At 72.2% G+C, this 23,297-nt stretch carries 14 protein-coding genes; 11 read left to right on the top strand and 3 right to left on the bottom strand.

The genetic code is table 11. The features are described from left to right. Positions 1-44: 44 nt before the first annotated feature. Positions 45-1,271 carry a L,D-transpeptidase gene (locus tag H181DRAFT_RS14465; RefSeq protein ID WP_045864868.1) on the bottom strand — a complete coding sequence of 409 codons (1,227 nt, stop codon included), beginning with the start codon at positions 1,269-1,271 and terminating at the stop codon, positions 45-47. Positions 1,272-1,648: 377 nt separating this feature from the next. Between H181DRAFT_RS14465 and H181DRAFT_RS14460 the strand changes: the two genes are divergently transcribed. The 7 genes from H181DRAFT_RS14460 to H181DRAFT_RS14430 all read left to right on the top strand — a co-directional run bounded on the left by H181DRAFT_RS14460 (position 1,649) and on the right by H181DRAFT_RS14430 (position 16,194). Continuing rightward, entirely contained in the window at positions 1,649-3,523 is a 1,875-nt protein-coding gene (locus H181DRAFT_RS14460) for an ABC transporter ATP-binding protein (RefSeq protein ID WP_254666855.1), read from the top strand. Then, positions 3,520-5,577: an ABC transporter ATP-binding protein gene (locus H181DRAFT_RS14455; RefSeq protein WP_254666842.1), complete on the top strand. Its 2,058-nt coding sequence runs from the start codon at positions 3,520-3,522 to the stop codon at positions 5,575-5,577. Before H181DRAFT_RS14460 ends, H181DRAFT_RS14455 begins: the two co-directional genes overlap by 4 nt. Before the next feature lie 303 nt (positions 5,578-5,880). Next, a complete protein-coding gene (locus tag H181DRAFT_RS14450) occupies positions 5,881-7,494 on the top strand; it encodes a M4 family metallopeptidase (RefSeq protein ID WP_045864867.1) in 1,614 nt (537 codons plus the stop codon). Positions 7,495-8,243: 749 nt separating this feature from the next. Beyond that, positions 8,244-9,533 (top strand): cytochrome P450, encoded by a 1,290-nt coding sequence (locus tag H181DRAFT_RS14445; protein WP_045864866.1) that lies wholly within the window; start codon positions 8,244-8,246, stop codon positions 9,531-9,533. Between the two features lie 95 nt (positions 9,534-9,628). Next, positions 9,629-10,816, top strand: a complete 1,188-nt coding sequence (locus tag H181DRAFT_RS14440; RefSeq protein ID WP_254666854.1) for a cytochrome P450 family protein — start codon at positions 9,629-9,631, stop codon at positions 10,814-10,816. Between the two features lie 327 nt (positions 10,817-11,143). Beyond that, the gene (locus tag H181DRAFT_RS14435) at positions 11,144-13,156 is read left to right on the top strand and encodes a maltotransferase domain-containing protein (RefSeq protein WP_045864865.1); all 2,013 of its coding nucleotides are present in this window, start codon (positions 11,144-11,146) and stop codon (positions 13,154-13,156) included. 521 nt (positions 13,157-13,677) lie between these two features. Beyond that, complete coding sequence (locus H181DRAFT_RS14430) at positions 13,678-16,194, top strand: GlgB N-terminal domain-containing protein (protein WP_254666841.1); 2,517 nt, start codon at positions 13,678-13,680, stop codon at positions 16,192-16,194. Between the two features lie 122 nt (positions 16,195-16,316). Here the strand turns inward: H181DRAFT_RS14430 and H181DRAFT_RS14425 are convergent, their stop codons facing one another. Continuing rightward, positions 16,317-17,744: a cation:dicarboxylate symporter family transporter gene (locus tag H181DRAFT_RS14425; protein ID WP_078895739.1), complete on the bottom strand. Its 1,428-nt coding sequence runs from the start codon at positions 17,742-17,744 to the stop codon at positions 16,317-16,319. A 222-nt stretch (positions 17,745-17,966) separates the two neighbouring features. Between H181DRAFT_RS14425 and H181DRAFT_RS14420 the strand changes: the two genes are divergently transcribed. Further along, positions 17,967-19,835, top strand: coding sequence for a sensor histidine kinase (locus H181DRAFT_RS14420; protein WP_045864864.1), 1,869 nt, complete (start codon positions 17,967-17,969; stop codon positions 19,833-19,835). Continuing rightward, on the top strand, positions 19,832-20,539 hold the full coding sequence (locus tag H181DRAFT_RS14415; protein WP_045864863.1) for a response regulator: 708 nt from the start codon (positions 19,832-19,834) through the stop codon (positions 20,537-20,539). The genes H181DRAFT_RS14420 and H181DRAFT_RS14415 overlap by 4 nt, the downstream gene beginning before the upstream one ends. 34 nt (positions 20,540-20,573) lie before the next feature. Here the strand turns inward: H181DRAFT_RS14415 and H181DRAFT_RS14410 are convergent, their stop codons facing one another. Further along, positions 20,574-21,308 (bottom strand): Type 1 glutamine amidotransferase-like domain-containing protein, encoded by a 735-nt coding sequence (locus tag H181DRAFT_RS14410; protein WP_045865092.1) that lies wholly within the window; start codon positions 21,306-21,308, stop codon positions 20,574-20,576. A 97-nt stretch (positions 21,309-21,405) separates the two neighbouring features. Between H181DRAFT_RS14410 and H181DRAFT_RS14405 the strand changes: the two genes are divergently transcribed. Then, positions 21,406-21,906 (top strand): hypothetical protein, encoded by a 501-nt coding sequence (locus H181DRAFT_RS14405; protein ID WP_139131704.1) that lies wholly within the window; start codon positions 21,406-21,408, stop codon positions 21,904-21,906. A gap of 251 nt (positions 21,907-22,157) precedes the next feature. Continuing rightward, positions 22,158-23,231 carry a chitinase gene (locus H181DRAFT_RS14400; RefSeq protein ID WP_045864861.1) on the top strand — a complete coding sequence of 358 codons (1,074 nt, stop codon included), beginning with the start codon at positions 22,158-22,160 and terminating at the stop codon, positions 23,229-23,231. Positions 23,232-23,297 lie beyond the last annotated feature (66 nt).

Genomic DNA, 23,297 nt, shown 5'->3' with positions numbered 1-23,297 from the left:
GCCGTCTCCTCATCGGCCCGCCCGAGGGCCGGGACGGCCGCCGATCAGTCGAGCACGGACCCCGCGGTCCACTCCCGCCACGGCATGTTCCAGCCGCCCAGCCCGTTGCCCGGCGCGACCGTGCGCTCGCCCGAGTTCCGGACCGTCACCACGTCGCCGACGAGCGAGCTGCGGTAGAAGGCGCCCGCTGCGCTGCGCGGGTCCCCGCCCTTCTTGTCGTGCAGCCCGATGCAGCCGTGGCTGACGTTGGCCCGGCCGAAAGTACGCCTGGGAGCCCAGTAGTTGCCGTGCAGGAACGTGCCGCTCTCGGTGAGGCGCATCGCGTGCGGCACGTCCTCGATGTCGTACTCGCCCCCGAAGCCGACGGTGCGGGCGTTCATGCGCGTCACCTCGAACTTCTCGCTGACGACCATGTGCCCTTCGTACGTGCGGTTCTTCGCCGATCCCGCGGTCACCGGCACCCGGTTCACCACGGTGCCGTCGCGCTGCACCGTCATCATGTGGCGGCCGGCGTCCACGACCGAACGCTGGTCGCGTCCCACGTCGAAGTGGACGCGCTTGCGCTGCACCCCGTACACGGACGGCGCCGCCCGCACGCCGCGCAGCCGCAGGTCGAGAGTGACGCGGGTGCCGGGCTTCCAGAACTCCTGCGGGCGGAAGTCGAGTCGGGACCCGCCGAACCAGTGCGGCGCGACGCGCACCCGAGGCTTCGCCGTGACGCGCACCGCACGCTCGACGGCGGCACGATCCTCGATCGGGCGGTTGAACCTGATCGAGACGATCATGCCCGTGCCGACGGTCTGCCGGTGCTCGGGCGTGAAGAAGCCGATGACGCGGCGGGGCTGCGGCTTGGTGGTGAACGTGGTGTGACGTGCTGAGCGGCGGCCGTCCGCGTCCTCGGCGACCACGTCGACCGCGTACTTGCTCCCGAGACGCAGCCGTCGCTCCTCGGGCAGCCAGGTGCCGCCGTCGCGGGAGATGCGGCCGGGCAGTTCGTGCCGGGCGCCCCTGCTCCGCAGCGTCACGCGCACCCGCTTCAGCGTGCCGTCCACCACGGAGACGCGCAGCTTCTCACCGGCCGGCACGCGCTTGGCGCCGTCCGCCGGCGTCACCTTGATGACCTGGGCGGGGGTGCGGGCCTCGACGAACGTGCCGCAGCCCGCCACGCACACGCCCAGAGCTCCCAGCAGACCGAACGCGCACGTGCGCAGCCCGGTCCTCCTCACCGCTGCCGTGCCGACTGACCGCACCGCCCGCCCCACCCGTTCCATGTCCGCACTCCCCGTGAAGCTCGTCCGTAAGGAGACCAACGACCCGCCGCCGCGTGGGAAACGAATCGCTCACGCGGGTGCGCGAGAGGCCCCTGTGCCGGAAGCATCGCGTGTGGACCACCGCCGGGCGAGGACCGACTCGGCCGGGACAAAAAGCAGGTGAAGGAGGGGAGCGGTCGACCGTAGTCTCAGCAGCGATGGCTGCCGGTGACGGGACGATCTGTGCGGACAGTACGAATGGCACGAGCGGCGGAGCGGTGAGCGGCACGGGGGACGGCCGAGCCGGGGAGGACGGCATCAGCACGGGGCAGGGGAAGAGGTCCGCGGTGCGTTCGCTGCTGCGCCTGTGGCCGTACGTACGCCCCGTGCGGGTACGCATGTTCGCAGCCGCGTTCGTGGCGATCCTCGGCTCCTGCACCGGCCTTGCCATCCCGCTCGTGCTGAAGTGGCTCGTGGACGGCCCGGTGGCGGACCGGGACACCGCGGGCGTGTGGCTGGGCGGAGCGCTCCTGCTGGGAGTCGGCGTGCTGGAGGCCGCGCTCTTCGGGTTCCGGCGGTGGCTGAACGCACGGCCGCTGGCGGGCGTGGAGGCCGCGATGCGGGCCGACGTCTACGGCCGTCTGCAGCGACTCCCGGTCTCCTTCCACGACCGGTGGCCGAGCGGGCAGTTGCTCTCCCGGGCGACGACGGACCTTCAGCTGCTGCGGATGTTCCTGGCCTTCGGCGTGACCTTCCTGCTGGTCAACAGCGTGACCGTGGTGGTGGGTTGCGTCGTGCTGCTCGCCCAGGAGTGGACGCTCGGGCTGATCATCCTCGGCCCCGTGATCCCGCTGGTGATGCTGTGCACGGTCTTCGAGCAGCGGTACGCGGTGGCCGCCCGCAAGGCGCAGGACCAGATCGGTGACCTCACGACCGTCGTCGAGGAAGCGGTGCTCGGCATCCGCGTCATCAAGGGGTTCGGGCGGCACCGCAGTCAGGCACGGGCCTTCCGCGCGCTCTCGGAACGGCTGCTCGGCACGGAGTTGCGCAAGGCGCGCCTGCTGGCGGGCATCTGGGCGCTGATCATGACGCTGCCGGAGATCGCCATCGGTGCGGCGCTGGTGCTCGGCACGGTGCAGGTGTCGGACGGGGAGCTGTCGGCGGGGACCTTGGTGGCCTTCGTCTCCACCGCGCTGACGCTGCGCTGGCCCATCGACTCCTTCGGTTTCCTGCTGGCGATGAGCAACGAGTCGGCGACGGCCACCGACCGCTTCTTCGAGGTCATGGACGAGCCCGTGCCGCCGGACGTCCTGCGGGAACCGAGCGGCGCACCGGAGCGGTACGGCTCCGGGCGCCGCGACGGGCTGAGGTTCGAGGGCGTCCGCTTCCGCTACCCCGACGCGCAGCCCGGCAGCCCGCCCGTCCTGGACGGGGTCGACCTGCACGTCCGCCCTGGCGAGACCATGGCTCTGGTCGGTGCGACGGGCAGCGGCAAGACGACCCTCACCGCACTCGTCCCGCGTCTCCACGAGACGACTGCCGGGCGCATCACGCTGGACGGCGACGACGTCGCCGCGCTCGGCCGGGCCGAGCTGCGCTCCCGCGTCGCCGTCGCCTTCGAGGAGCCCACCCTCTTCTCGGCGAGCGTCGCGGAGAACGTGCTGATGGGGGCGGGCGGTCCGCCCGGCGAGGCGGACGCGGACGTCCCCGTGCCGCGCGCGGCGGCGGAACCCGGGGGCGCCTCCGGGCCCCTCGGTGGCCCCTCCGCGACGGCGGCGGGAGAGGAGCAAGCCGGCCTCCGGAGCGCTCTCCGCGTTGCGCAGGCCGCGGACTTCGTGGACGCCCTGCCGCACGGCGCGGGCACCCAGGTCGGGGAGCAGGGCCTGAGCCTCTCGGGCGGGCAGCGGCAGCGGCTCGCCCTGGCCCGCGCGGTGGTAGGGCAGCCGGAGTTCCTCGTACTGGACGACCCCCTCTCCGCACTCGACGTGCACACGGAGGCGGCGGTCGAGGCCGCGCTGCGCGAGGTGCTGGCGACGACGACGGCTCTCGTCGTCGCGCACCGCCCGTCGACCGTGCAACTGGCCGACCGCGTCGCGCTGCTGTCGGACGGACGCATCGCCGCGGTGGGGACGCACCACGAACTGCTGGAGAGCAGCGCCGAGTACCGCTGTCTGATGACGGGCGAGCGTACGGCCGGGGCGGAGGCCAGCGTCCGGGGCGCCGGCCGTCCGTCCGCCGCCGGACGGAACGGGTGTGAGGGGGAGCCGAGTTGACGGGCACTGTGCGTCCGGCGGACCGCGACGAGGAGCCGGACGGCGGACCGGAGCACGTGCCGCCGGACGCGCCGACAAAGGGGAAGGCGGCGGTGGTGGACGGAGGCCGCCGGCACCGCCCGGACGTCCTCGTCCGGTCCGGCACACCCCCGCGACCCGCCACGTCCGGAGCGGCGGCCCCGGCCGGCACAGCTGGAGCGGCCGGCACAGAGGGAGCTGCCGGCAAAGATGGAGCGGCCGGATCGGCACGTCCGGCCGACGCGTTCGACAGGGACGTCCTGCCCGCACCTCCGCACGCCGCCCGCTCCCTGCTGGCCTCTCTGCTGCGCCCGCGCCGCGGGAAGGTCGCGGTGGCCGCGCTTCTGCTGCTCCTCCAGCAGGCCGCCGTGCAGGCGGGCCCGCTCCTCGTCGCCTTCGCGATCGACCGCGCCGTACCCGCCCTGCGCGCCGGCGACAACGGCCCGCTCATCGCCGTCGGAGTCACGTATCTCGGCTGCGCCCTCGCCTCCGGCCGGCTCCAGTTCGCGTTCGTCGTCGCCGCGGCCCGGATCAACCAGCGCGTGCTGATGGAGCTGAGAGGCCGCATCTACCGGCACGCCCAGGCGCTCGACGTCGACTTCCACGACCGCTACACCTCGGGACGGCTCATCTCGCGCTCCACCACCGACGTCGAGGCGCTGCGCGAACTCCTCGACGAGGGGCTGCAGGAGCTGCTGGCCATCGTGCTGTCCGTCGTCTACATCCTGGGGATGCTTCTCTGGCTGGACGTCGGGCTGGGTACCGCCGCTGTGGCGAGCTTCGTCCCGCTGGCGCTGCTCGTGCACGACTTCCGGCGCCGCTCCGTGCGCGTGTACCGGAACAAGTCGACGGCCATGGCCTCCGTCATCGTCAAGTTCGCCGAGACGGTCAACGGCATCCGTCCGGTCCAGTCCTTCCGGCGCGAGCGTGCGAACGACGAGTCGTTCGCACGTCTCAACGGCGTCCACGAACGGGCCAACGGCGACGCGCTGCTGGAGATGGCCCGCTATGTCGTCCTCTCCAGGTTCACCGCGAACGCGGCGCTCGCCGCGATGGTGCTGTGGGGTGCTCACCGTGTCGCCTCCGGTGAACTCGCCCTCGGAGTGCTCGCCGCGTCCGCGCTGTATCTGCGCCGGCTCTACGACCCGATCGACCGGCTCGGGATGTTCCTCAACTCCTGGCAGTCGGCGGCGGCTTCGCTGGAGAAGATCGCGGGGCTACTGGCCCAGCGGCCCGCGGTCCCCGAACCGGCCGCGCCCCGCGGGCTTCCCGCCCGCGCCGGAGGAGAGGGGCGCGAAGTCGTCTTCGACCGGGTGGCCTTCGGCTACCGCACGGGCGGCGAGGTGCTTCCCGCCTTCGGCCTGACGCTCTCCGCGGGGCGGACCGTCGCCGTCGTCGGCGCCACGGGCGCGGGCAAGTCCACGCTCGTCAAGCTCCTCGCCCGCTTCTACGACCCCACCGGCGGGCGCGTCCTGATCGACGGCGTGGACCTGCGCGACGTGGAGCCCGGCGCGCTGCGCCGCAACGTCGTGATGGTCACCCAGGAGGCCTTCCTCTTCTCCGGCACCGTGGCGGAGAACATCGCCATCGGCCGGCCCGACGCGACGCGGGAGGAGATCGAGGCCGCCGCGAAGGCCCTCGGCGCCCACGACTTCATCGTCTCGCTGCCCGACGGCTACGACACGGACGTACGCAAGCGCGGAGGCCGCATCTCCGCGGGGCAGCGGCAGTTGGTGGCTTTCGCACGCGCGTTGCTCGCCGATCCGGCCGTGCTCATCCTGGACGAGGCCACCTCCTCGCTGGACGTCCCCGGGGAACGCGCCGTGCAGCAGGCGATGCTGACGGTCCTGCGGGGGCGTACGGCGGTGGTGGTGGCCCACCGCCTCTCCACGGTCCTCGTCGCCGACCGGGTGCTCGTGATGGAGGAGGGGCGGATCGTGGAGGACGGGCCGCCGGCGCAACTGATCGCCGGGGACGGCAGGTTCGCCGGACTGCACGCGGCGTGGCGTGAAAGTCTCGTGCGGGGCGTCCAGTAGGGCGGCACGGCGAGCGCCACAGGTGTAAACCACTCGACGCGCACCCGACCTGCGGAATGGTCAATTCCCAGGTCACGCCTGTCCGTTATCCGGTGCAGGCCGTTGAATCAGCGAACAAAGTTCTGGTCAAGCTGTGAACACTCTCTGCCCGAAACAGTGACATGCACACGTGCGCGATGGCAGGGTGCTTCTTGTTACTCGCGCGTTCGAGTGACGCACGCCTATTCATGCCCAAGTTCCACAGTTCTGCCCGGGCGGCAGCCAGAGCCGCCGTCCGGCCCCCACGGCAGAAGGAGCCACTCCGTGAAGTCCCTCACCAAGCAGCAGCGGATATCCGCGTTCGCCGCGACCGCCGCACTCCTCGTTGCGGGTATCACCGCGGGTACCGCTACGGCCGGTTCGTCCGCCGAGGACTCCGGCATGCGTGCCGGTGCCACGGCCATGAAGCTGTCCGCGGCCCAGAAGACCTCGCTCGTCAAGAAGGCCGACAGCGCCTCCGCGAAGGCCGCCGACGCCAAGGCCCTCGGCCTGGGCTCCAAGGAGGAGCTCCGCGTCAAGGACGTCGTCAAGAACAAGGACGGCGCCACGCACGTCCGTTACGCCCGCACCTTCGACGGCATGCCGGTCCTCGGCGGCGACATGGTGGTGCACAAGGCGAAGTCCGGTAAGCACACCGGCGTCACCAAGAGCACCAAGGCGGACATCGCCGTCTCCACCAAGGGCGTGAAGGCCTCCGCGAAGCCGGCCACGCCGAAGGCCAAGGGCAGCAAGGCCCCCCGCCAGGTCGTCTTCGCCCTCACGGGCAAGCCGGTTCTGGCATGGGAGACCGTCGAGGGCGGTCTGCAGAAGTCCGGCGCCCCGAACCAGCTGCACGTCATCACGGACGCGAAGACCGGCAAGAAGATCTTCGAGTTCCAGGGCATCCACGAGGCCGACGGCACCGGCGCCAGCATGTACAGCGGCGAGGTCAAGCTGACCACCGGCGGCTCGGACGGCAAGTTCACGCTCAGCGACGAGACCCGTGGCGGCAGCAAGACCACGAACCTCGAGAACGGCGAGAGCGGTGACGGCAAGGACTTCACCGACGAGGACAACAAGTGGGGCACCGGCAAGCCCGACGACCCGCAGACCGCCGCGGTGGACGCCCACTACGGCGCCCAGCAGACCTGGGACTTCTACAAGGACGTCTTCAAGCGTGAGGGCATCGCCGGCGACGGCAAGGGTGCTCCCAGCCGCGTCCACTACGGCGACAACTACGTCAACGCCTTCTGGGACGACAGCTGCTTCTGCATGACGTACGGCGACGGTGAGGGCAACAAGGCCCCGCTGACCTCGCTCGACGTCGCGGCCCACGAGATGTCTCACGGCGTCACCTCCACGACCGCGGGTCTGGTCTACGCGGGCGAGTCCGGCGGCCTGAACGAGGCCACCTCCGACATCTTCGCGGCGGCCACCGAGTTCCACGCCCCGGAGAACCAGGAGGACGTCGCCGACTTCCTCGTCGGCGAGGAGATCGACATCAACGGCGACGGCACCCCGCTGCGCTACATGGACAAGCCGAGCAAGGACGGCAACTCGCTCGACGAGTGGAGCGACCAGGCCGGCGACGTGGACGTGCACTACTCGTCCGGTATCGCCAACCACTGGTTCTTCCTGATGTCCATGGGCAGCGGCAAGTCGGAGAAGAACGGCGTCGAGTACGACTCCCCGACCTCCGACGGCTCGACCATCGAGGGCATCGGCATCACCAAGGCCCAGGAGATCTGGTTCAAGGCGCTGACCGAGAACATGACCGAGAACACGGACTACAAGGCGGCCCGTGAGGCGACCGTCAAGGCGTCCAACGACCTCTTCGGCGCCGACAGCGCCGAGACCAAGGCGGTCGAGGCAGCCTGGACGGCCGTCAACGTCAAGTGACCGGATGACCGCCGCACGGTAGCCGGGAGTCCGCACAGCTCCCGGCTGCCGGAGGCACCGTCGCACACGGACGGGGCGGGAGTCGCGCGCGCTACCAGCGCCGCGGCACCCGCCCCGTTCGCGCGCGGTGCGGCCCCGCCGGTGGCGAGCCGTCGCCCCGCCGCAGAACCCCCCAACGGCGGGCACCTCCGGGCCCGGGCCGCACGCACATCCAGCACGATTCCGGCACATCTGGCGTGCTACGCCCGCGAAGTGGAGCCATCGGTGAATGGACCTGCTCCTGCTCTCGACCCGCCCCCCACTCAGCCCTAAGCTGCTGTGGCCCAGGGCGCGGCGAGCGGCGTCCGGTGCGTCCAGATGCCACGCGGAGGATCGTCCTCGCAGTGAGCTGCTCGGTCGATGCGACAACGCAGCAGATGGGCGTGTCAGTCGTCGCGAGCAAGGCGAGACGTGGCGGACAGGGCGTAGCGGCAGGCGGGACGGCAGGGTCAACTGTGCGTCCGGGGGCGCGACTTCGCAGGCGCTGAAGTACCGCGCCAGGTGGCAAAAGCGGAGGTGAACGCAGAGCAAGGGCCGGGCCCGGACCGGGCCCAGGGGCACGCTCGCGCCGATGACGGCGAGCGTGGAGGCGCACCCGCGGAGGGTTCCTGACCAGCTCCCTCCCGCGACGCCGCCGGAACCGTACTCCGGTCACGCGTTCCGGCCCCGCACGCAACCGGTCGCGATCCCCCACATGGAAGGTTTTTCCCGTGACGGCGTATCAGGACGCCCGCAGCGCGGCGACCACCCCGCCGCCCCAGTGCCCCGCGCACTCCGACGCGGTGCCGCTGTTCGGCCCCCGCTTCGAGACGGCACCGACCGAGCTGTACCGCGAGATGCGGCGCGAGCACGGCCCCGTCGTACCGGTGGTGCTGCCCGCCGGCATCCCGGCCTGGCTCGTCATCGGGTACCAGGAGATGTACCAGGTCACGAGCGACTCCGCGGCCTTCCCCCGCGACTCCGGACTGTGGAACCAGTGGGACAACCTTCCCGACGACTGGCCGCTGCGGCCGATGATCGGCGAACGCCGGCCGTCGATCTACTACACCGTCGGTGACGAGCACAGGCGCCACCTCGAGATGGTGCAGAGCGCCATGGACAACATCAGCCCCCTCGAACTGAACAAGCACTGCGAGGAGTTGGCCGACAAGCTGCTCGACGGCTTCTGCGGGCGGGGCGAGGCGGACATCATCACCGAGTACGCCAAGCCGCTGCCCCTCCTGGTGCTCGCCCGCATCCTCGGCTTCACCGACGAGGAGTCGCCGGTGCTCAGCAAGGCGATGAGCGCCCTCGCCGACGGCGGCGCCGACGCCCTGGAGGGCTTCGCGACGTTCGGCCGCATGATGAACGAACTCGTGGCGGCCAAGCGGGCGCAGCCCGGCCCGGACGTCACCTCCTGGATGATGGCGTACCCGGAGCCGTTCACCGACGAGGAGTACGCGCTGGACCTGATGGCCATCACGGCCGCGGGCCACCTGCCGACGTCGGACTGGATCGGCAACTCCGTCCGCCTGATGCTGACCGACGACCGCTTCGCCGCCTCCCTGACCGGCGGACGCCGCAGCATCCCCGAGGCCATGAACGAGGTCCTCTGGGAGGAGACACCCACGCAGATCCTGCCGGGACGCTGGGCCGCCTGGGACACCTGGCTCGCGGGGCAGCACATCCGCACCGGCGACCTGCTGCTCCTCGGTCTCGCCGGCGCCAACGCCGACCCCAAGGTCCACGTCACCTCGGCGGGGGCGGACACCGGTCTGCGGGGCGGCAACAGCGCCCATTTCGCGTTCAGCCACGGCGAGTTCCAGTGCCCGTTCCAGGCGCAGGAGATCGCCGAGACCATCGTCCGGGTCGGCATCGAAGTCCTGCTCGACAGGCTGCCGGAGATCGACCTCACCGTCCCCGCCGAGTCCCTGACCAGGCGGCCGTCGGCGTTCCAGCAGGGAGTGACGGCCCTGCCCGTGCACTTCACCCCCACCCCTCCCATCAAAGGCACACGATGAGCGTTCCCTCACCCCACTCACCGGCGCACCGTGACCAGGCCGGGCCCGCTGCGAGCGACGCCCCGGCCGCGCAGTGCCCCATCGTCATCGACCCCATGGTGCGGAACCTGAACGAGGAGACGCGCCGGCTCCGCGAGTCCGGCCCGCTCGTCCGCATCGAACTGATGGGCGTCCCGGCCTGGTCCGTCACCAGCCACGCCGAGGCCCGTCGCCTGCTGACGGACCAGCGTCTGGTGAAGGACATCAACCACTGGACGCTGTACCGGACGGGCGAAGTGACCCAGGAGTGGCCGCTGATCGGCATGATCGACGCCGGCCGCTCCATGTTCACGGTCGACGGCGCGGAGCACCGGAGGCTGCGTACGAAGACCGCGCAGGCGATCACGCCGCGACGCCTCGAAGCCATGCGCCCCGTCATCGAGAGCATCACCCACCGGCTGCTGGACGAGCTGGCCGGCAAGGGCGCCTACGAGGCCGTGGACCTGAAGTCCGTCTTCGCGCTGCCGCTGCCGATGTCGGTGATCAGCGAACTGATGGGCGTGGACGCCGCGTTGCACCCGCGGCTGCACACCCTCTACAAGGCGTTCTTCTCGATGCTGACGCCGCAGGACGAGCGGCTCGCGGTGATGGCCGAACTCGACGGCATCTTCACCGACATGGTCAGGGCCCGCACCGCCGAACCCAGGGACGACCTGACCAGCGCGCTGATCCTCGCGGACCAGGGCGGCGAACCCCTCACCGAGGAGGAGGTCGTCGGCAATCTGAAGGCGATGGTCGCGGCGGGGCACGAGACGACGATCGGCCTCATCCTCAACGCCGTGCGGGCGCTGCTCACCCACCCCGACCAGTTGCGCATGGTCCTCGACGGCGAGGTGGGCTGGGACGCTGTCATCGAGGAGACACTGCGCTGGGACACCCCTTCGACGCATCTGCTGATGCGCTTCGCCACCGAGGACGTCGAGGTGGGCGACGGAGTCGTCCGCAAGGGCGAGGGCCTCGTCGTCTCGTACCGCGCGATCGGCCGCGACCCCGAGCAGCACGGCCCCGACGCGGACGAGTTCGACATCGCGCGCCCCTCCCCCATCCGCCACATGACCTTCGGGCACGGGCCGCACATCTGCCCGGGGGCGGCCCTGTCGCGGCTGGAGGCGAGCATCGCGCTTCCCGCGCTGTTCTCCCGTTTCCCGAACCTGCGACTGGCCGTTCCGGTCGAGGAGATCCTCAACCAGCCGGTTCTCACGCAGAACGACCTCCAGTCGTTCCCGGTGAGGCTGCACGACTGAGGCTGTACGACTGAGGCTGCACTTCTGAGGCTGTACTTCTGAGGCTGTACGACCGGCACGGAGCCACCGGACCGGCGCCGCTGGACCGCGTCGCCGGGACCGCGAGACCCTGGCCGCGGAGACGGCGCGGCCGCACGGCAGTTCGCCCGCCGCGGGTCCGGCCGGGCCGGCCTTCCCGCGCCCGCGCACCCCAGGCCCGGCCGGGTGAACGCTGCCCCCCGCGCCCATGTCCGCACCCGGGAAAGAGCAGGCGGAACAGATAGAACAGGCGGAAGTCTGCGAGCCACGCAGACCGCCCATCTTCCCGCAATGCACCCAGGTGAAGACATGATCGGTCGCATCCCCGTCCTCGACGTCCGGCCTCTCGTCGACTGCGGACGGCACCCCGCCAAAGCCGTACCGGGCGAGTCCTTCCTCGTCTCCGCGACGGTCTTCCGCGAAGGCCCGGGCGTGATCGGCGCCAACGTCGTACTGCGCGACTCCACCGGCCGCTGCGGCCCCTGGACGCCCATGCGCGAACTCGAACCCGGCACCGACCGCTGGGGAGCGGAGATCACGCCCGACAGGGAAGGGAGATGGACCTACGCCGTGGAGGCGTGGGCCGATCCGATCGCGACCTGGCGGCAGCTGGCCCGGGTGAAGGTCCCCGCGGGCACGGACGCCGAGGAGACCCTGGAGGAGGGCGCGCTCCTGCACGAACGCGCGGCCCCGCAGGTGCCCAGGAGCGCCGGACGGGACACCCTGCTCGCGGCTGCCGAGGCCCTGCGCGACGCCAACCGCCCTGTCGCGTCCCGCCTCTCGGCGGCGCTGACACCCCAGGTGCTGGCCGTGCTGGACCGCTTCCCGCTGCGCGAACTCGTCACCGCCACGCGTCCGATGGCGCTCCAAGTGGAGCGTGAGCGGGCCCGGTTCGGCGCCTGGTACGGCCTCTTCCCCCGCTCGGAGGGCGCGGTCCTCTCCATGTCGGACAACGAGCCGCCGGTGTCCGGGACGTTCCGTACGGCCGCCCGGCGGCTGGACGCCGTCGCGGAGATGGGCTTCGACGTCGTGTGCCTGCCCCCGGTGCATCCCATCGGGGAGACGTCCCGCAAGGGGCCGGGCAACGCGATGTCCGCAGGCCCGCACGGCGTGGGCTCCCCCTGGGCGGTCGGCTCGCCGGCCGGAGGCCACGACGCCCTGCACCCGGACCTCGGAACCGAGGAGGACTTCGCCTACTTCGTGGAGCGCGCCCGTTCCCTCGGCATGGAGATCGCCCTCGACTTCGCGCTCCAGTGCTCGCCGGACCATCCGTGGATCAAGGAGCACCCGGAGTGGTTCCCCCACGGCCCCGACGGCGCGACCGTCCACGCCGGGGACCCGCCCGCCGCCCACCAGGACGTCCACCAGCTCTCCTTCGACCAGGGCCCCGACGCGTACGGGGCCCTGGTGCGTGAGACGGTGCGGCTGCTGCGCCTGTGGATGGCGCGCGGCGTCCGCGTCTTCCGTGTGGACGACGCGCACACCAAGCCCGTGGCCTTCTGGGAGAAGGTCCTCGGCGACATCAACCGCTCCGACCCGGACGTGGTCTTCCTCGCCGGCGCGTTCACCCGCCCCGCGGTGATGCGCACCCTCGCCAAGGCGGGATTCCAGCAGTCCTGCACTCCCTTCCCGTGGCGGAACAAGAAGCAGGAACTGACGGACCACCTCACGGAGTTGGCGGGCGAGACGGCCACCTACCTGCGGCCCAGCTTCTTCGTCAACACCCCCGACGTCCTGAGCACCTACCTCCAGGAGGGCGGTCGCGCGGCGTTCCTGACGCGCGCCGTCCTGGCGGCGACGCTCTCGCCCTCCTGGGGGCTCTACGCGGGATACGAGCTGTGCGAGGCCGCGCCGTCCCGTCCGGGCAGCGAGGAGTACCTGCACGCGGAGAAGTACGAACTGCGCCCGCGCGACTGGGAGTCCGCGGAGGCGGCCGGCGAGTCCATCGCACCTCTGATCGGCCGGCTCAACAGGCTGCGCCGCCGTCACCCCGCGCTCCAGGAGCTGCGCTCGCTCCGCTTCCACCACTGCGACAGCCCGGACGTCATCGCGTTCTCCAAGCACCGCGGCGCTCCGCGGGCCGACACCGTCCTCGTCGTGGTCAACCTCGACCCGCACAACACGCGTGAGACGACACTGACGTTGGAGGAGGACGCCCTGTCCGCGTTCGGTCTCGGCGCCGCGCAGGCCGCCGGAGCCGAGACGTTCCCGGTACGCGACGAGCTGACCGGCGCCACGCTCCAGTGGGGCAGGGAGAACCACCTGCGCCTCGAAGTGGGCGGCGGCACGCCTGCGGCGCGGATCGTCACGCTGCTCCCCTGAGGCTCCGGCCCCCTGAGGCTCCGGTCCCCTGAGGAACTCCGGGCGCCGCTCACCGGCCGGTGGGCGGCGCCCGGGGCACGCGTCCAGGACGGCCGGCTGGAGGGCCACTCCGCCGGGGCAGCCCCGGCTGTCCGCGAACCGCCCCCGTCCGTACAGGCGCGGCGGCGGGAGGGGAGCCCCGCCGGGCGGGGGCGGGCGGAGCGGAGTGAAGATCCCCGACACGGCGGACACAAACGGACAGAAGAAGTCATGATTCGGGACAATCTGCGTGCTTTCCATACCGTCGGGGAAAGGACGCCGGACGCCATGTCGCGAAGGTCCGCGTCCCGCACCGCCCTTGAGGACCGCCCGCCCCACCGTCCGGACGGAACTCCGGCGCATGCCGGGACCGGCCGGTGCCGCTTCCCCGGACTCACGGACCCACCCGCCCGTTCCGCCCCCGCGCGTCCTGCCCACGCGTGCCCGCCGAGCTGCCCGCCGCTCCGCAACCCGTCGAACGACGTCTACAGGAGGTTCCGACCGTGACCGTGCCTTCGTCACCCGACCGCCAGGGGCGCTCGCAGCCCGCCGTCCCCGCGACCTTCCTCGCCGGCGGCGACGCCGGCCGCGACGGCGACCGCCCCGGCGGCTGGTCGCTGGGGGCCCTGACCGGCCCGATCGCCGCACCGGTGGGCGGTCCCGGCGGGCCGCCGGTGACACGCGGGCCCGGGCGGCGCGGCACGCCCCCGCTGAACCCGCCGGGAACGGAGCTGCCGCCCGCTCCCCCGCCCGCACCCCCGGCCCGCGCTCCGCACCGCGCGCGGACGCCCCGTCCCGGCGGGGCCGTGCGGGCGGCGGACGGCGGCGGGGCGGCCTCAACCCCGGCGCCGGCGTCCGTCCGTCCCGCACCCGCCCTGTCCGGGGAGGACCGCGGCAGGCTCCTCGCGGGCACCCACCGCGACCCGCACTCCGTTCTCGGCGCCCGCACCGTGCCGGACGGCAGGGTCCGCTTCAGGACTCTCCAGCCCACTGCCCGCGCCGTCACCGTGGTCGCAGGAGAAGGCGGCCTGCGGGCGCGGCTGCTGGACGAGGGGGACGGGCTCTTCGCCGGCGAAGTCGCAGTGCCCGCGGGCGGTTTCCCCGAGTACGAACTGCTCGTCGAGTACGGGGAGGCGGGCCGCCGTGAGCCGGCCCGCGTCGCCGATCCGTACCGGTTCCCCTCCGCCCTCGGCGAGTTGGACGTGCGGCTGGCCGTCGAGGGGCGGCACGAGCAGCTCTGGCAGGCCCTCGGCGCGCGGGAGATGACGCATCGCGGAGTGGCGGGCACCCGGTTCACGGTGTGGGCGCCCGGCGTCAGCGGGGTCCGTGTCGTCGGCGACTTCAACTGCTGGGACGGCAGGGCCGCTTCGATGAGGGCGCTGGGCTCCTCCGACGTGTGGGAGCTGTTCCTGCCGGGCGTCGGTGACGGCGACGTCTACAAGTTCGAGGCGGTGCGGGACGACGGCTCCCGGACGCTCTTCGCCGACCCGATGGCCCGTCTCGCCGAAGTGCCGCCCGGCGACGGCTCCGTGGTCCGCACCTCCGCCCACCGGTGGCGCGACGGCGACTGGCTCGACCGCCGCGGGGCCGGGAGGGCGCAGGCGGCGCCCGTCTCCGTCTACGAGGTGCATCTGCCCTCGTGGCGTCCGGGGCTGGCCTGCCGCGAACTCGCGGAGCAACTGCCCGCGTACGTACGGGACCTGGGGTTCACACACGTCGAGTTGTTGCCGTGTGCGGAGCCCCGCGCCACCGGGGCTCCGGGGCACGGCGTCCAGGGGCTCTTCGCGCCCGTCCCGGGCATCGGCGACCCCGACGGCCTCAAGTGCCTCGTCGACGCGCTCCACCGCGCCGGCATCGGCGTGATCATGGCCTGGGCCCCGATGGCCGCCCTCGCCTCGCACCGGGAGCCGCTGGAACCCGGGATGCGCTCTCTGCTGGAGAGCAGCGCCGTCTACTGGTGCGAGACGTTCCACCTGGACGGCGTCCGCGTCGACGGCGTGGCCTCCCTGCTCGCGGCGGGCTCCCCGCCCGCGCCGGAGCCGCCGGTCTCCGGCGGTTCCGCGCGGCCCGCTCCCGAAGCGGTCTCGCTGCTGCAGGAGCTCAACGCCCTCCTGCACCGCCGGTGCCCCGGCGTGATGACGTTCGCGGAGGTGCCCGCGCCGTGGGACGGCGTGACGCGGGCGACGCACCACGTGGGCGAGAGCGGATACGGGGGGCTCGGCTTCGACTTCACCTGGGACACGGCGTGGATGCGCGGCTCTCTGACCTACGCGGGCAGGGAGCCCGGGCAGCGCTCCGGCCACCTCGCCGAGCTGACCTCCTCCATGTCGTCGGCCTACGCGGAGAGCCGCCTGCTTCCCGTCCCGCACTCACAGGTCACGGCCGGCAAGGGGTCGCTGGTCTCCCGGATGCCCGGTGACCGGGCGGAGCAGTTCGCGAACCACCGCGCCTTCCTCGCGTTCATGTGGGCGCACCCCGGCAAGCAACTGCTGTTCATGGGGCAGGAGTTCGCCCAGACGACGGAGTGGGGCCAGTCCCACGGCCCCGACTGGTGGCTCCTCGACCCCTCCTCGCCCGCCGAACCCCGGCACCGGGGCGTGCGCACCCTTGTGCGCGACCTGAACGAGGAGTACCTGCGGACTCCGGCGCTGTGGCAACTCGACACGCGGCCGGCCGGATTCGCCTGGATCCACGACGGTTCGGGCGGACCGGACACGGAGAACGTCGTCGCGTTCCTCCGGTTCGACGGGGAGGGCGATCCCCTCGCCGCCGTCTGCAACTTCTCGGACGTGCTCCGCACCGGCTACCGGCTGGGCCTGCCCGACACGCACGCGGCATGGAGCGAGGTCCTCAGCACCGACGAACTGCGCTACGGCGGCAGCGGCATCACCACCGGCTCCGGCCCACTGGCCGCCGGCCCGGTCAAGGCACACGGACGTCCCGCGTCGGTGACCCTGACCCTTCCGCCGCTGACCACCGTGTGGCTGCGCCCGTACACCGGGCCGGTGCGCGACTGGTGACACTGCGGGGCGCCGCCCGCAGTCCACGTCACGCGGCCGCGGCCGCACTCCCGTACCCGACGGGGTGCGGCCGCGGCCGCGTGATCGTCACCATGGGCGCCCCAGGGGCGGGCGCCGCACGGTCAGCTTCCGGACTTCTCGGTCGAGACCTTCTCCGGCGCTCCCGTGGACTGCCCGGGCACCCTGCCGTCCCCGGTGGCTCCGGAGGCGTCGGAGCTGTCCGCCGGAAGGTCCTCGTCGAGGAGCGTCGTCTCGTCGAAGGGCAGCTCTCCGGCGAGCACCTGCTTGACCCGGGCCTTGTCGATCTCCTTGGTCCACGTGCCGATCAGGACGGTGGCCACCGAGTTGCCCGCGAAGTTGGTGAGGGCGCGGGCCTCGCTCATGAACCGGTCGATGCCGACGATGAGCCCGACTCCGTCGACCAGTTCGGGCCTGTGGGACTGGAGGCCGCCTGCGAGCGTGGCGAGCCCCGCGCCGGTGACGCCCGCGGCGCCCTTGGAGGCGATGATCATGAAGATCAGGAGGGAGATCTGCTGGCCGACCGAGAGCGGGTCCCCCATCGCCTCGGCGATGAAGAGGGAGGCCATGGTCAGGTAGATGGCCGTCCCGTCCAGGTTGAAGGAGTACCCGGTGGGGACGGTGATGCCGACGACGGGCCTGCTGACGCCCATGTGCTCCATCTTCGCGATGAGGCGCGGCAGCGCGGACTCCGAGGAGGACGTCGAGAGGATCAGCAGGAACTCCCGGCCCAGGTACTTCAGCAGCGAGAAGATGTTCACCCCGGAGACCGTCTGCAGCAGCACGCCGAGCACCACGAAGACGAAGAGCGCGCAGGTCACGTAGAAGCCGACCATGATGACGGCGAGGGCCTTGAGGGCGTCGAGGCCCGTCTCGCCGACGACTGCCGCGATGGCCCCGAACGCGCCGACGGGAGCGGCCCACATGACCATCGCGAGGACGCGGAACACGAGCTTCTGGATGTGCCCGATGCCGCGCAGGACCGGCTCGCCCGCGCGTCCCATCGCCTGCAGCGCGAACCCGACGAGCAGGGCCACCAGCAGCGTCTGCAGGACCTCGCCCTCGGTGAAGGCGGACACCAGCGTGGTCGGGATGATGCCGACCAGGAACTCCGAGGTGGTCTCGCTGCCGCCCGCCTCGGCCGCACCGGCCTCCTTGGCGGCCTCGGTCAGGTGGAGACCGCTGCCCGGGTCGAGCATGTTGCCGACGACCAGGCCGATGCCCAGCGCCACGGTCGACATCACCATGAAGTAGCCGAGGGCCAGACCGCCGACGGCTCCGACCTTCGCGGCCTTGCGGACCGACCCCACGCCCAGCACGATCGTGCAGAAGATGACCGGCGAGATCATCATCTTGATGAGGTTGACGAAGCCCTCGCCCACGGGCTTGAGCTCCTTGGCCGCACCTGGCGCGGCGAAGCCGACGATCACACCGAGCACGACGGCGGCGATCACGGCCAGGTACAGATACTTCGTGCGGTCCCGCTTCGTCCGTGCGGGCGGCTCCGTCTGCGGAGGTGTCTGCTGGGACACGTCGGGCTCCTCGTTGTACGTCCACTGCGGCTCTGACTGCCACGACCGGAAGCGGGCCGGACGGCCGGGACCAGGCCCGGTGTCCTGATACGCACCGGATCCGTACGGCTCGGCCCCGCACCGGGTCGCTGCCGGGTCCCGGCGACTATGCACCCCGGCAGTGACGGCCGTCACCGTTGCGTGCATTACGTGCACGGAAATTCCACCAGGCAGACTGGCCGCATGCGCGCTCCCCGTCCACCCCGGCGGCCACGAAGCCTGGCCGGCCAGCTCTTCGTGATGCAGGTCGTCCTCGTCACCGTGCTGGTCGCGGGATGCGCCGTGTACGGCTACGTCACGGACCGTGCGCAGGCCGAGGAGTCCGCGCGGCAGCGGGCCGCCGCGACGGCCAAGGCGACGGCCGACTCGCCCTCCGTGGTGGAGGCGATCCGCACTCCGCGTCCCGAGGAGCAGCTCCAGCCGCACGCGGAGCGGGTGCGGCACGACACGGGCGTCACGTTCGTCACGATCATGGACACGGAGGGCGTGCGCTGGACGCACCCCGACTCGTCCAGGATCGGCGGCCGCTTCGTGGGCCACATCGGGCAGGCGGCGCGCGGCCGCACCTTCCACGAGACGTACACGGGGACGCTCGGGCCGTCCGTCCGCGTGGTGACCCCCGTGTGGGACGAGGGGCGCGTGGTGGGGCTCGTCAGCGCGGGCATCGCGGTGGAGACCATCACCGAGGAGCTGCGGCGGGAGCTGACGGTCCTGCTCTGCGTCGCGGGCGGCGCGCTGGCGCTGGGCGGCCTCGGCACGTATCTGATCAACGCCCGGCTGCGCCGGCACACGCACGGCATGAACGCCGCGGAGCTGAGCCGCATGCACGACTACCACCAGGCCGTCCTGCACGCCGTGCGGGAGGGGCTGGTGATGCTGGACGGGCAGAAGCGCGTGGCCCTCATGAACGACGGGGCGCGCGAACTGCTCGGCGCCGGACGGGGAGGGGCGGGAGCCTCGCCGGGCCCGGACGGAGGCGGGAGCGGCGACGGCGCGGTGGGCCGCGGCGTCGAGGAGCTCGGGCTGCCGCGCGCCCTGACGGAGGCGCTGCTCTCCGGGGAGCCGCACGTGGACGAGGTGCACCTCACCGGCGACAGGGTGGTCGTCGTCAACACCTCGCCCGTGGACGGCGGCGAGCGGCGCGGCACCGTGGTGACCCTGCGCGACCACACCGAGATCCAGTCGCTCGCCGGGGAACTGGACTCGGTGCGCGGCTTCACCGAGGCGCTGCGTTCGCAGGCCCACGAGTCCGCGAACCGCTTGCACACCGTGATCTCGCTGATCGAGCTGGGACGTACCGGCGAGGCGCTGGATTTCGCCACCGAGGAGCTGCGGCTGGCCCAGGCCCTCACCGACGAGGTCGTCTCCGCCGTCGCCGAGCCGGTCGTGGCGGCGCTGCTGCTCGGCAAGGCGGCACAGGCCAACGAGCGGGGCGTCGAGCTGTCGCTCACCCCGGACAGCCACATCGGCGACGGGCTGCTGCCCCCGGAGCTCCCGCAGCGCGACCTGGTCACCGTCCTCGGCAACCTCGTCGACAACGCCGTGGACGCGGCCGCGGCCGGCGGTCCCGTCGCCGGCTCCGAGGGCGGACGCGGCGCCGGACCGTCCCCCGCGGAGACGGAGCCCGCCGCGGGCAGACGGCCGGAGGAGGTCCCGGAGGCGGAGGGGGCCGGCAGTGGCGGGACGGTCGCGACGCTCCCCCTCGGCTCGGCCGTGACCCCGCGCGTGCGGGTCACCCTGCGCACCGAGACCGTCGAGGGAGGCGCGGACGTGCTGCTCGTCCGCGTCGGCGACACCGGCCCCGGCGTTCCCCCCGAGGACGCCGAGACCGTGTTCGAGCGCGGCTGGTCGACCAAGCCCGCCTCCGGCGGGGAGCGGGGGCGGGGGCTCGGACTCGCCCTCGTCCGGCAGGTCGCGGACCGCCACGGCGGGAGCGTCCATGTCGGGGCGTCGGCGGAGGGCGGTGCGGAGTTCTCGGTCCGGCTGCCGCTCCAGAAGGACGCTCCGCCCGGCGAGGACCCGCATGGGGATCGGCACCGGGAGGACGGATGAGCGGGAGCAGCGCCCCCGAGCCGATCCGGGTGCTCGTCGTCGAGGACGACCCGCTGGCCGCCGACGCGCACGCCCTCTACGTCTCGCGCGTCCCCGGTTTCGCCGTGGCCGCCGTCGTCCACTCCCGCGCCGAGGCGCTGCGGGCGCTGGAGCGGTCGCCCGTCGATCTGATCCTGCTCGATCTGTACCTTCCGGACGGGCACGGCATGGCGCTGCTGCGGGCGCTGCGCGCCGCGGGCCGGACGACGGACGTCTTCGCGGTGACGTCGGCACGCGATCTGACCGTCATCAGGGAGGGCGTCTCCCTGGGCGTCGTGCAGCACGTGCTGAAGCCGTTCACCTTCCCGACGCTGCGCGACCGGCTGCAGCGGTACGCGCAGTTCCGCAGCACGACCGCCGGCGCCGGCGGCGAGGCCGGCAGCCAGGCCGAGGTGGACAGGGCGCTGTCCGTGCTCCGTACCGCCCCGGAAGTGCCCAAGCTTCCCAAGGGGCTGAGCGCCGCGACGCTGGAGGCGGTGACGGCGGCGCTGCGTGACGCGGGCCGCTCCGGGCTGACGGCGAGCGCGGCGGCGGACCGGCTCGGCGTCAACCGGATCACCGCGCGCCGCTACCTGGAGCACCTCGTCGACGGCGGGACGGCGGACCGCAGTCCGCAGTACGGCCAGGTCGGGCGTCCCGAACTGTGCTACCGCTGGCGCGACTGAACGGCCCGCGCGCCCCGCTGCGCGCGCTCGGCGGTCAGGGCTCCGGGAGCCGCCGCGGCTCGACGCGCTCCTCGACGGCTGCCCCGTTCTCCCGCACGACGACGTACGCGCCCTTGCCCGCGCTCTCCGAGACGGCTTCGGCGAGGCGGGTGCCGCGGTAGACGAGGCCCACGCCGTCGTCGGTGCAGTGCGTCTCCGGCAGGGTTCCGTCCGCGACCAGCCGGTGCACGAGGGGGCGGCGCTCGGCGTCGCTGTCGTAGTGCACGCCGTTGCCGTACGGCAGGTAGCCCAACGCGTCGGTGACGGGCCGCAGTTCGGGCCCGAAGGAGTCGGTCGTGCCGCCGCGGAACCAGCAGATCGAACCGGCGCTGACGCCGCTGAGCACGACGCCCGCCTCCCAGGCACGGCGGAGGACCGCGTCCAGCCCGTGGACGCGCCACACCGCGAGCAGGTTCGCGACCGAACCGCCCATCACCCAGACCACGTCCTGTTCGAGCACCGTGCCCTCCACGTCCTCGACGTTGGGCCTCGGGAAGAGATGCAGCGGCGTCAGGTCGAATCCGGCCACGCGGGCCGCTTCGGTCATGCGGGCGGTGAAGTGCTCGGCGTCTCCGATGGCCGTGCCGACGTACAGGACGCGGGGCCGCCGGCCGTGCGCCCCGGACAGTTCGACCGCGTGGTGCACGAGCGCGTCGAACTCGACCATGGTGCGGGCTCCCAGCCGGTGGCCGCCTGAAGTGGCAAGGATCGTGGGCTCGTCGGCAGGCATGGGCAGCAAGCGTAGGGCCGCTGCGGTCGCCGCGGACTCCATCCCCCAACGCGGCTCGCTCTGTGCTGACTTCGCACACTTAAGTAGCCTGACGGCCATGATCTCGGACACTGTCGCGGTCGGCGTTCTCACCTTCCTGGGGACCGGGACGGCCACGGCGGCCGGTCTGTGGCAGTGGCAGCGAGCGCAGGCTCGCGAGGCGAGAGCACAGTTCCGCACCCAGCGGGTCGAGGCCCTGAGGGAGGTCTGGGAGGCGCTGTCCGACCTTGAGGAGGCTCAACGGACGTCCCTCACCGGCGGTCCCGCCGTTGCCGACCCGAGGTTGACCCAGGTCAATCTCCTTCTTCTCCGCCGCTCGCCTTTCCTCCGCCCGGACGAGCAGGAGTGGGCACAGGCTTTCGCGCAGCACGTGACGGAGATCGACACCCTGATCCGCGCCCAGGCGCTCGACGGCCAGCCCGATCCGGAGTGGTGGCACACGACTGCTCAGGGCCCGCGCTCGATGGGCGTTCTGGCCACCGCGGCCGGTGAACTCCAGCTTCTGCGTCGCAAGTTGGGGAAGCGCTACGCCGCGGTCGTGCGAGGGGACAGCGATTGACGCCGGCTTCGGCGTCCAACGCCGGGCCAACGCCCGGCAGTTGATCCGGGCCATCAGCTCAAGTCGAGCGGGGGCAGCAGGGGCAGCAGGGGCAGCAGTCCAGGGGCGCATGCCCGGCCTCGATCGACTGGAACCTTTCCTTACCGTTCTATTGTCTGGACCAATGCTCTCGCGCTAGCGTGCGGGCCGCACCACCACGCGTTTCCGCATGACCCAAGTCCCTTTCCCCACCCCGTAGACGGGAGCTTGACGTGCGCCCCCACACCACCACGAAGAGCAACAAGCGTGCCACGGCGGGTAGTCGGCGCCGCTTCGGCCTCGCCCTGGCCGCGACCCTCGTCGCCTCGTGCGCACTCGCGGGCCAGGCACAGGCCGCACCGGACGGCACCCCGCAGCGGCCGCAGGCCGCCGAATCCACCACCGGAGCCGTGGCGACCGCAGCGCCGAGCGGCCTCAACGGCCCCTACCTGTACCTCGGTTGGGGCAACCCGCCGAACGCCGTGGACCTGATGCAGGAGACCGGGCTCACCCAGCTCACCATGGCCTTCATCCTGTCCGACGGCGGCTGTTCGCCCGCCTGGGACGGCAGCAGGCCGCTGGCAGGAGGCCAGGACGAGCAGACCATCAAGGCGGTGCAGGCCGCCGGAGGCGACATCACGCCCTCCATCGGAGGCTGGAGCGGCAGCAAGCTGGGCGAAGTGTGCTCCAGCGCCGCGGAGTTGGCCGGTGCCTACCAGAAGGTGATCGACGCCTACGGCCTGAAGTCCATCGACGTCGACATCGAGTCGACCGAGTTCGAGAGCGAGGCCGCCCGGCAGCGCGTCGTCGACGCGCTGAAGATCGTCAAGGACGGCAACGCCGGCATCAAGGTCTACCTGACCTTCGGCACCACCACGCAGGGCCCCAACGCCAACGGGAAGGACCTCATCCAGAAGGGCGCGGCCGCCGGACTGGACGTGGACGGCTGGACCGTCATGCCCTTCGACTTCGGCGACGGCACCACGGACCTGGCCGCGGCGACCCGCTCCGCGGTGGACGGACTGGCGCAGACGGTGGGCGCGGCGTACGGCATCTCCACCGACGAGGCGTACCGCAAGTCCGGCTTCTCCTCGATGAACGGCGTCACCGACGTGCAGGGCGAGTCCGTCTCACCGGCCGACTTCCGCTCGATGGTCGACTACGCGAAGGAACACCACCTGGCGCGGGTGAGTTTCTGGTCCGTCAACCGGGACCGCCCCTGCACCGGCGGCGGCGCCGACTCGTGCAGCGGAGTCGACCAGCAGCCCTGGGAATTCTCCAAAACCCTTGCGGGGTACACGGGTTGAGCGGTGCGGTGCCGGCTCCGCTGCAACGGCACCGGTCAGACGGCCGGGGAGGTTCATAACAACGTT

The organism is Streptomyces sp. WMMB 714 (genome assembly GCF_900090125.1).
Taxonomy (GTDB): Bacteria; Actinomycetota; Actinomycetes; order Streptomycetales; family Streptomycetaceae; genus Streptomyces; species Streptomyces daqingensis.
The sequence above is the reverse complement of the archived record's forward strand: the minus strand, read 5'-3'. Positions and strand labels throughout refer to the sequence as shown.

Coding starts and splice junctions, on each gene's coding strand:
- H181DRAFT_RS14465 (WP_045864868.1), bottom strand. CDS start 1,271: ATGGAACGGGTGGGGCGGGCGGTGCGGTCAGTCGGCACGGCAGCGGTG.
- H181DRAFT_RS14460 (WP_254666855.1), top strand. CDS start 1,649: ATGTTCGCAGCCGCGTTCGTGGCGATCCTCGGCTCCTGCACCGGCCTT.
- H181DRAFT_RS14440 (WP_254666854.1), top strand. CDS start 9,629: ATGGTGCGGAACCTGAACGAGGAGACGCGCCGGCTCCGCGAGTCCGGC.
- H181DRAFT_RS14435 (WP_045864865.1), top strand. CDS start 11,144: ATGATCGGTCGCATCCCCGTCCTCGACGTCCGGCCTCTCGTCGACTGC.
- H181DRAFT_RS14420 (WP_045864864.1), top strand. CDS start 17,967: ATGCGCGCTCCCCGTCCACCCCGGCGGCCACGAAGCCTGGCCGGCCAG.
- H181DRAFT_RS14415 (WP_045864863.1), top strand. CDS start 19,832: ATGAGCGGGAGCAGCGCCCCCGAGCCGATCCGGGTGCTCGTCGTCGAG.
- H181DRAFT_RS14410 (WP_045865092.1), bottom strand. CDS start 21,308: ATGCCTGCCGACGAGCCCACGATCCTTGCCACTTCAGGCGGCCACCGG.
- H181DRAFT_RS14405 (WP_139131704.1), top strand. CDS start 21,406: ATGATCTCGGACACTGTCGCGGTCGGCGTTCTCACCTTCCTGGGGACC.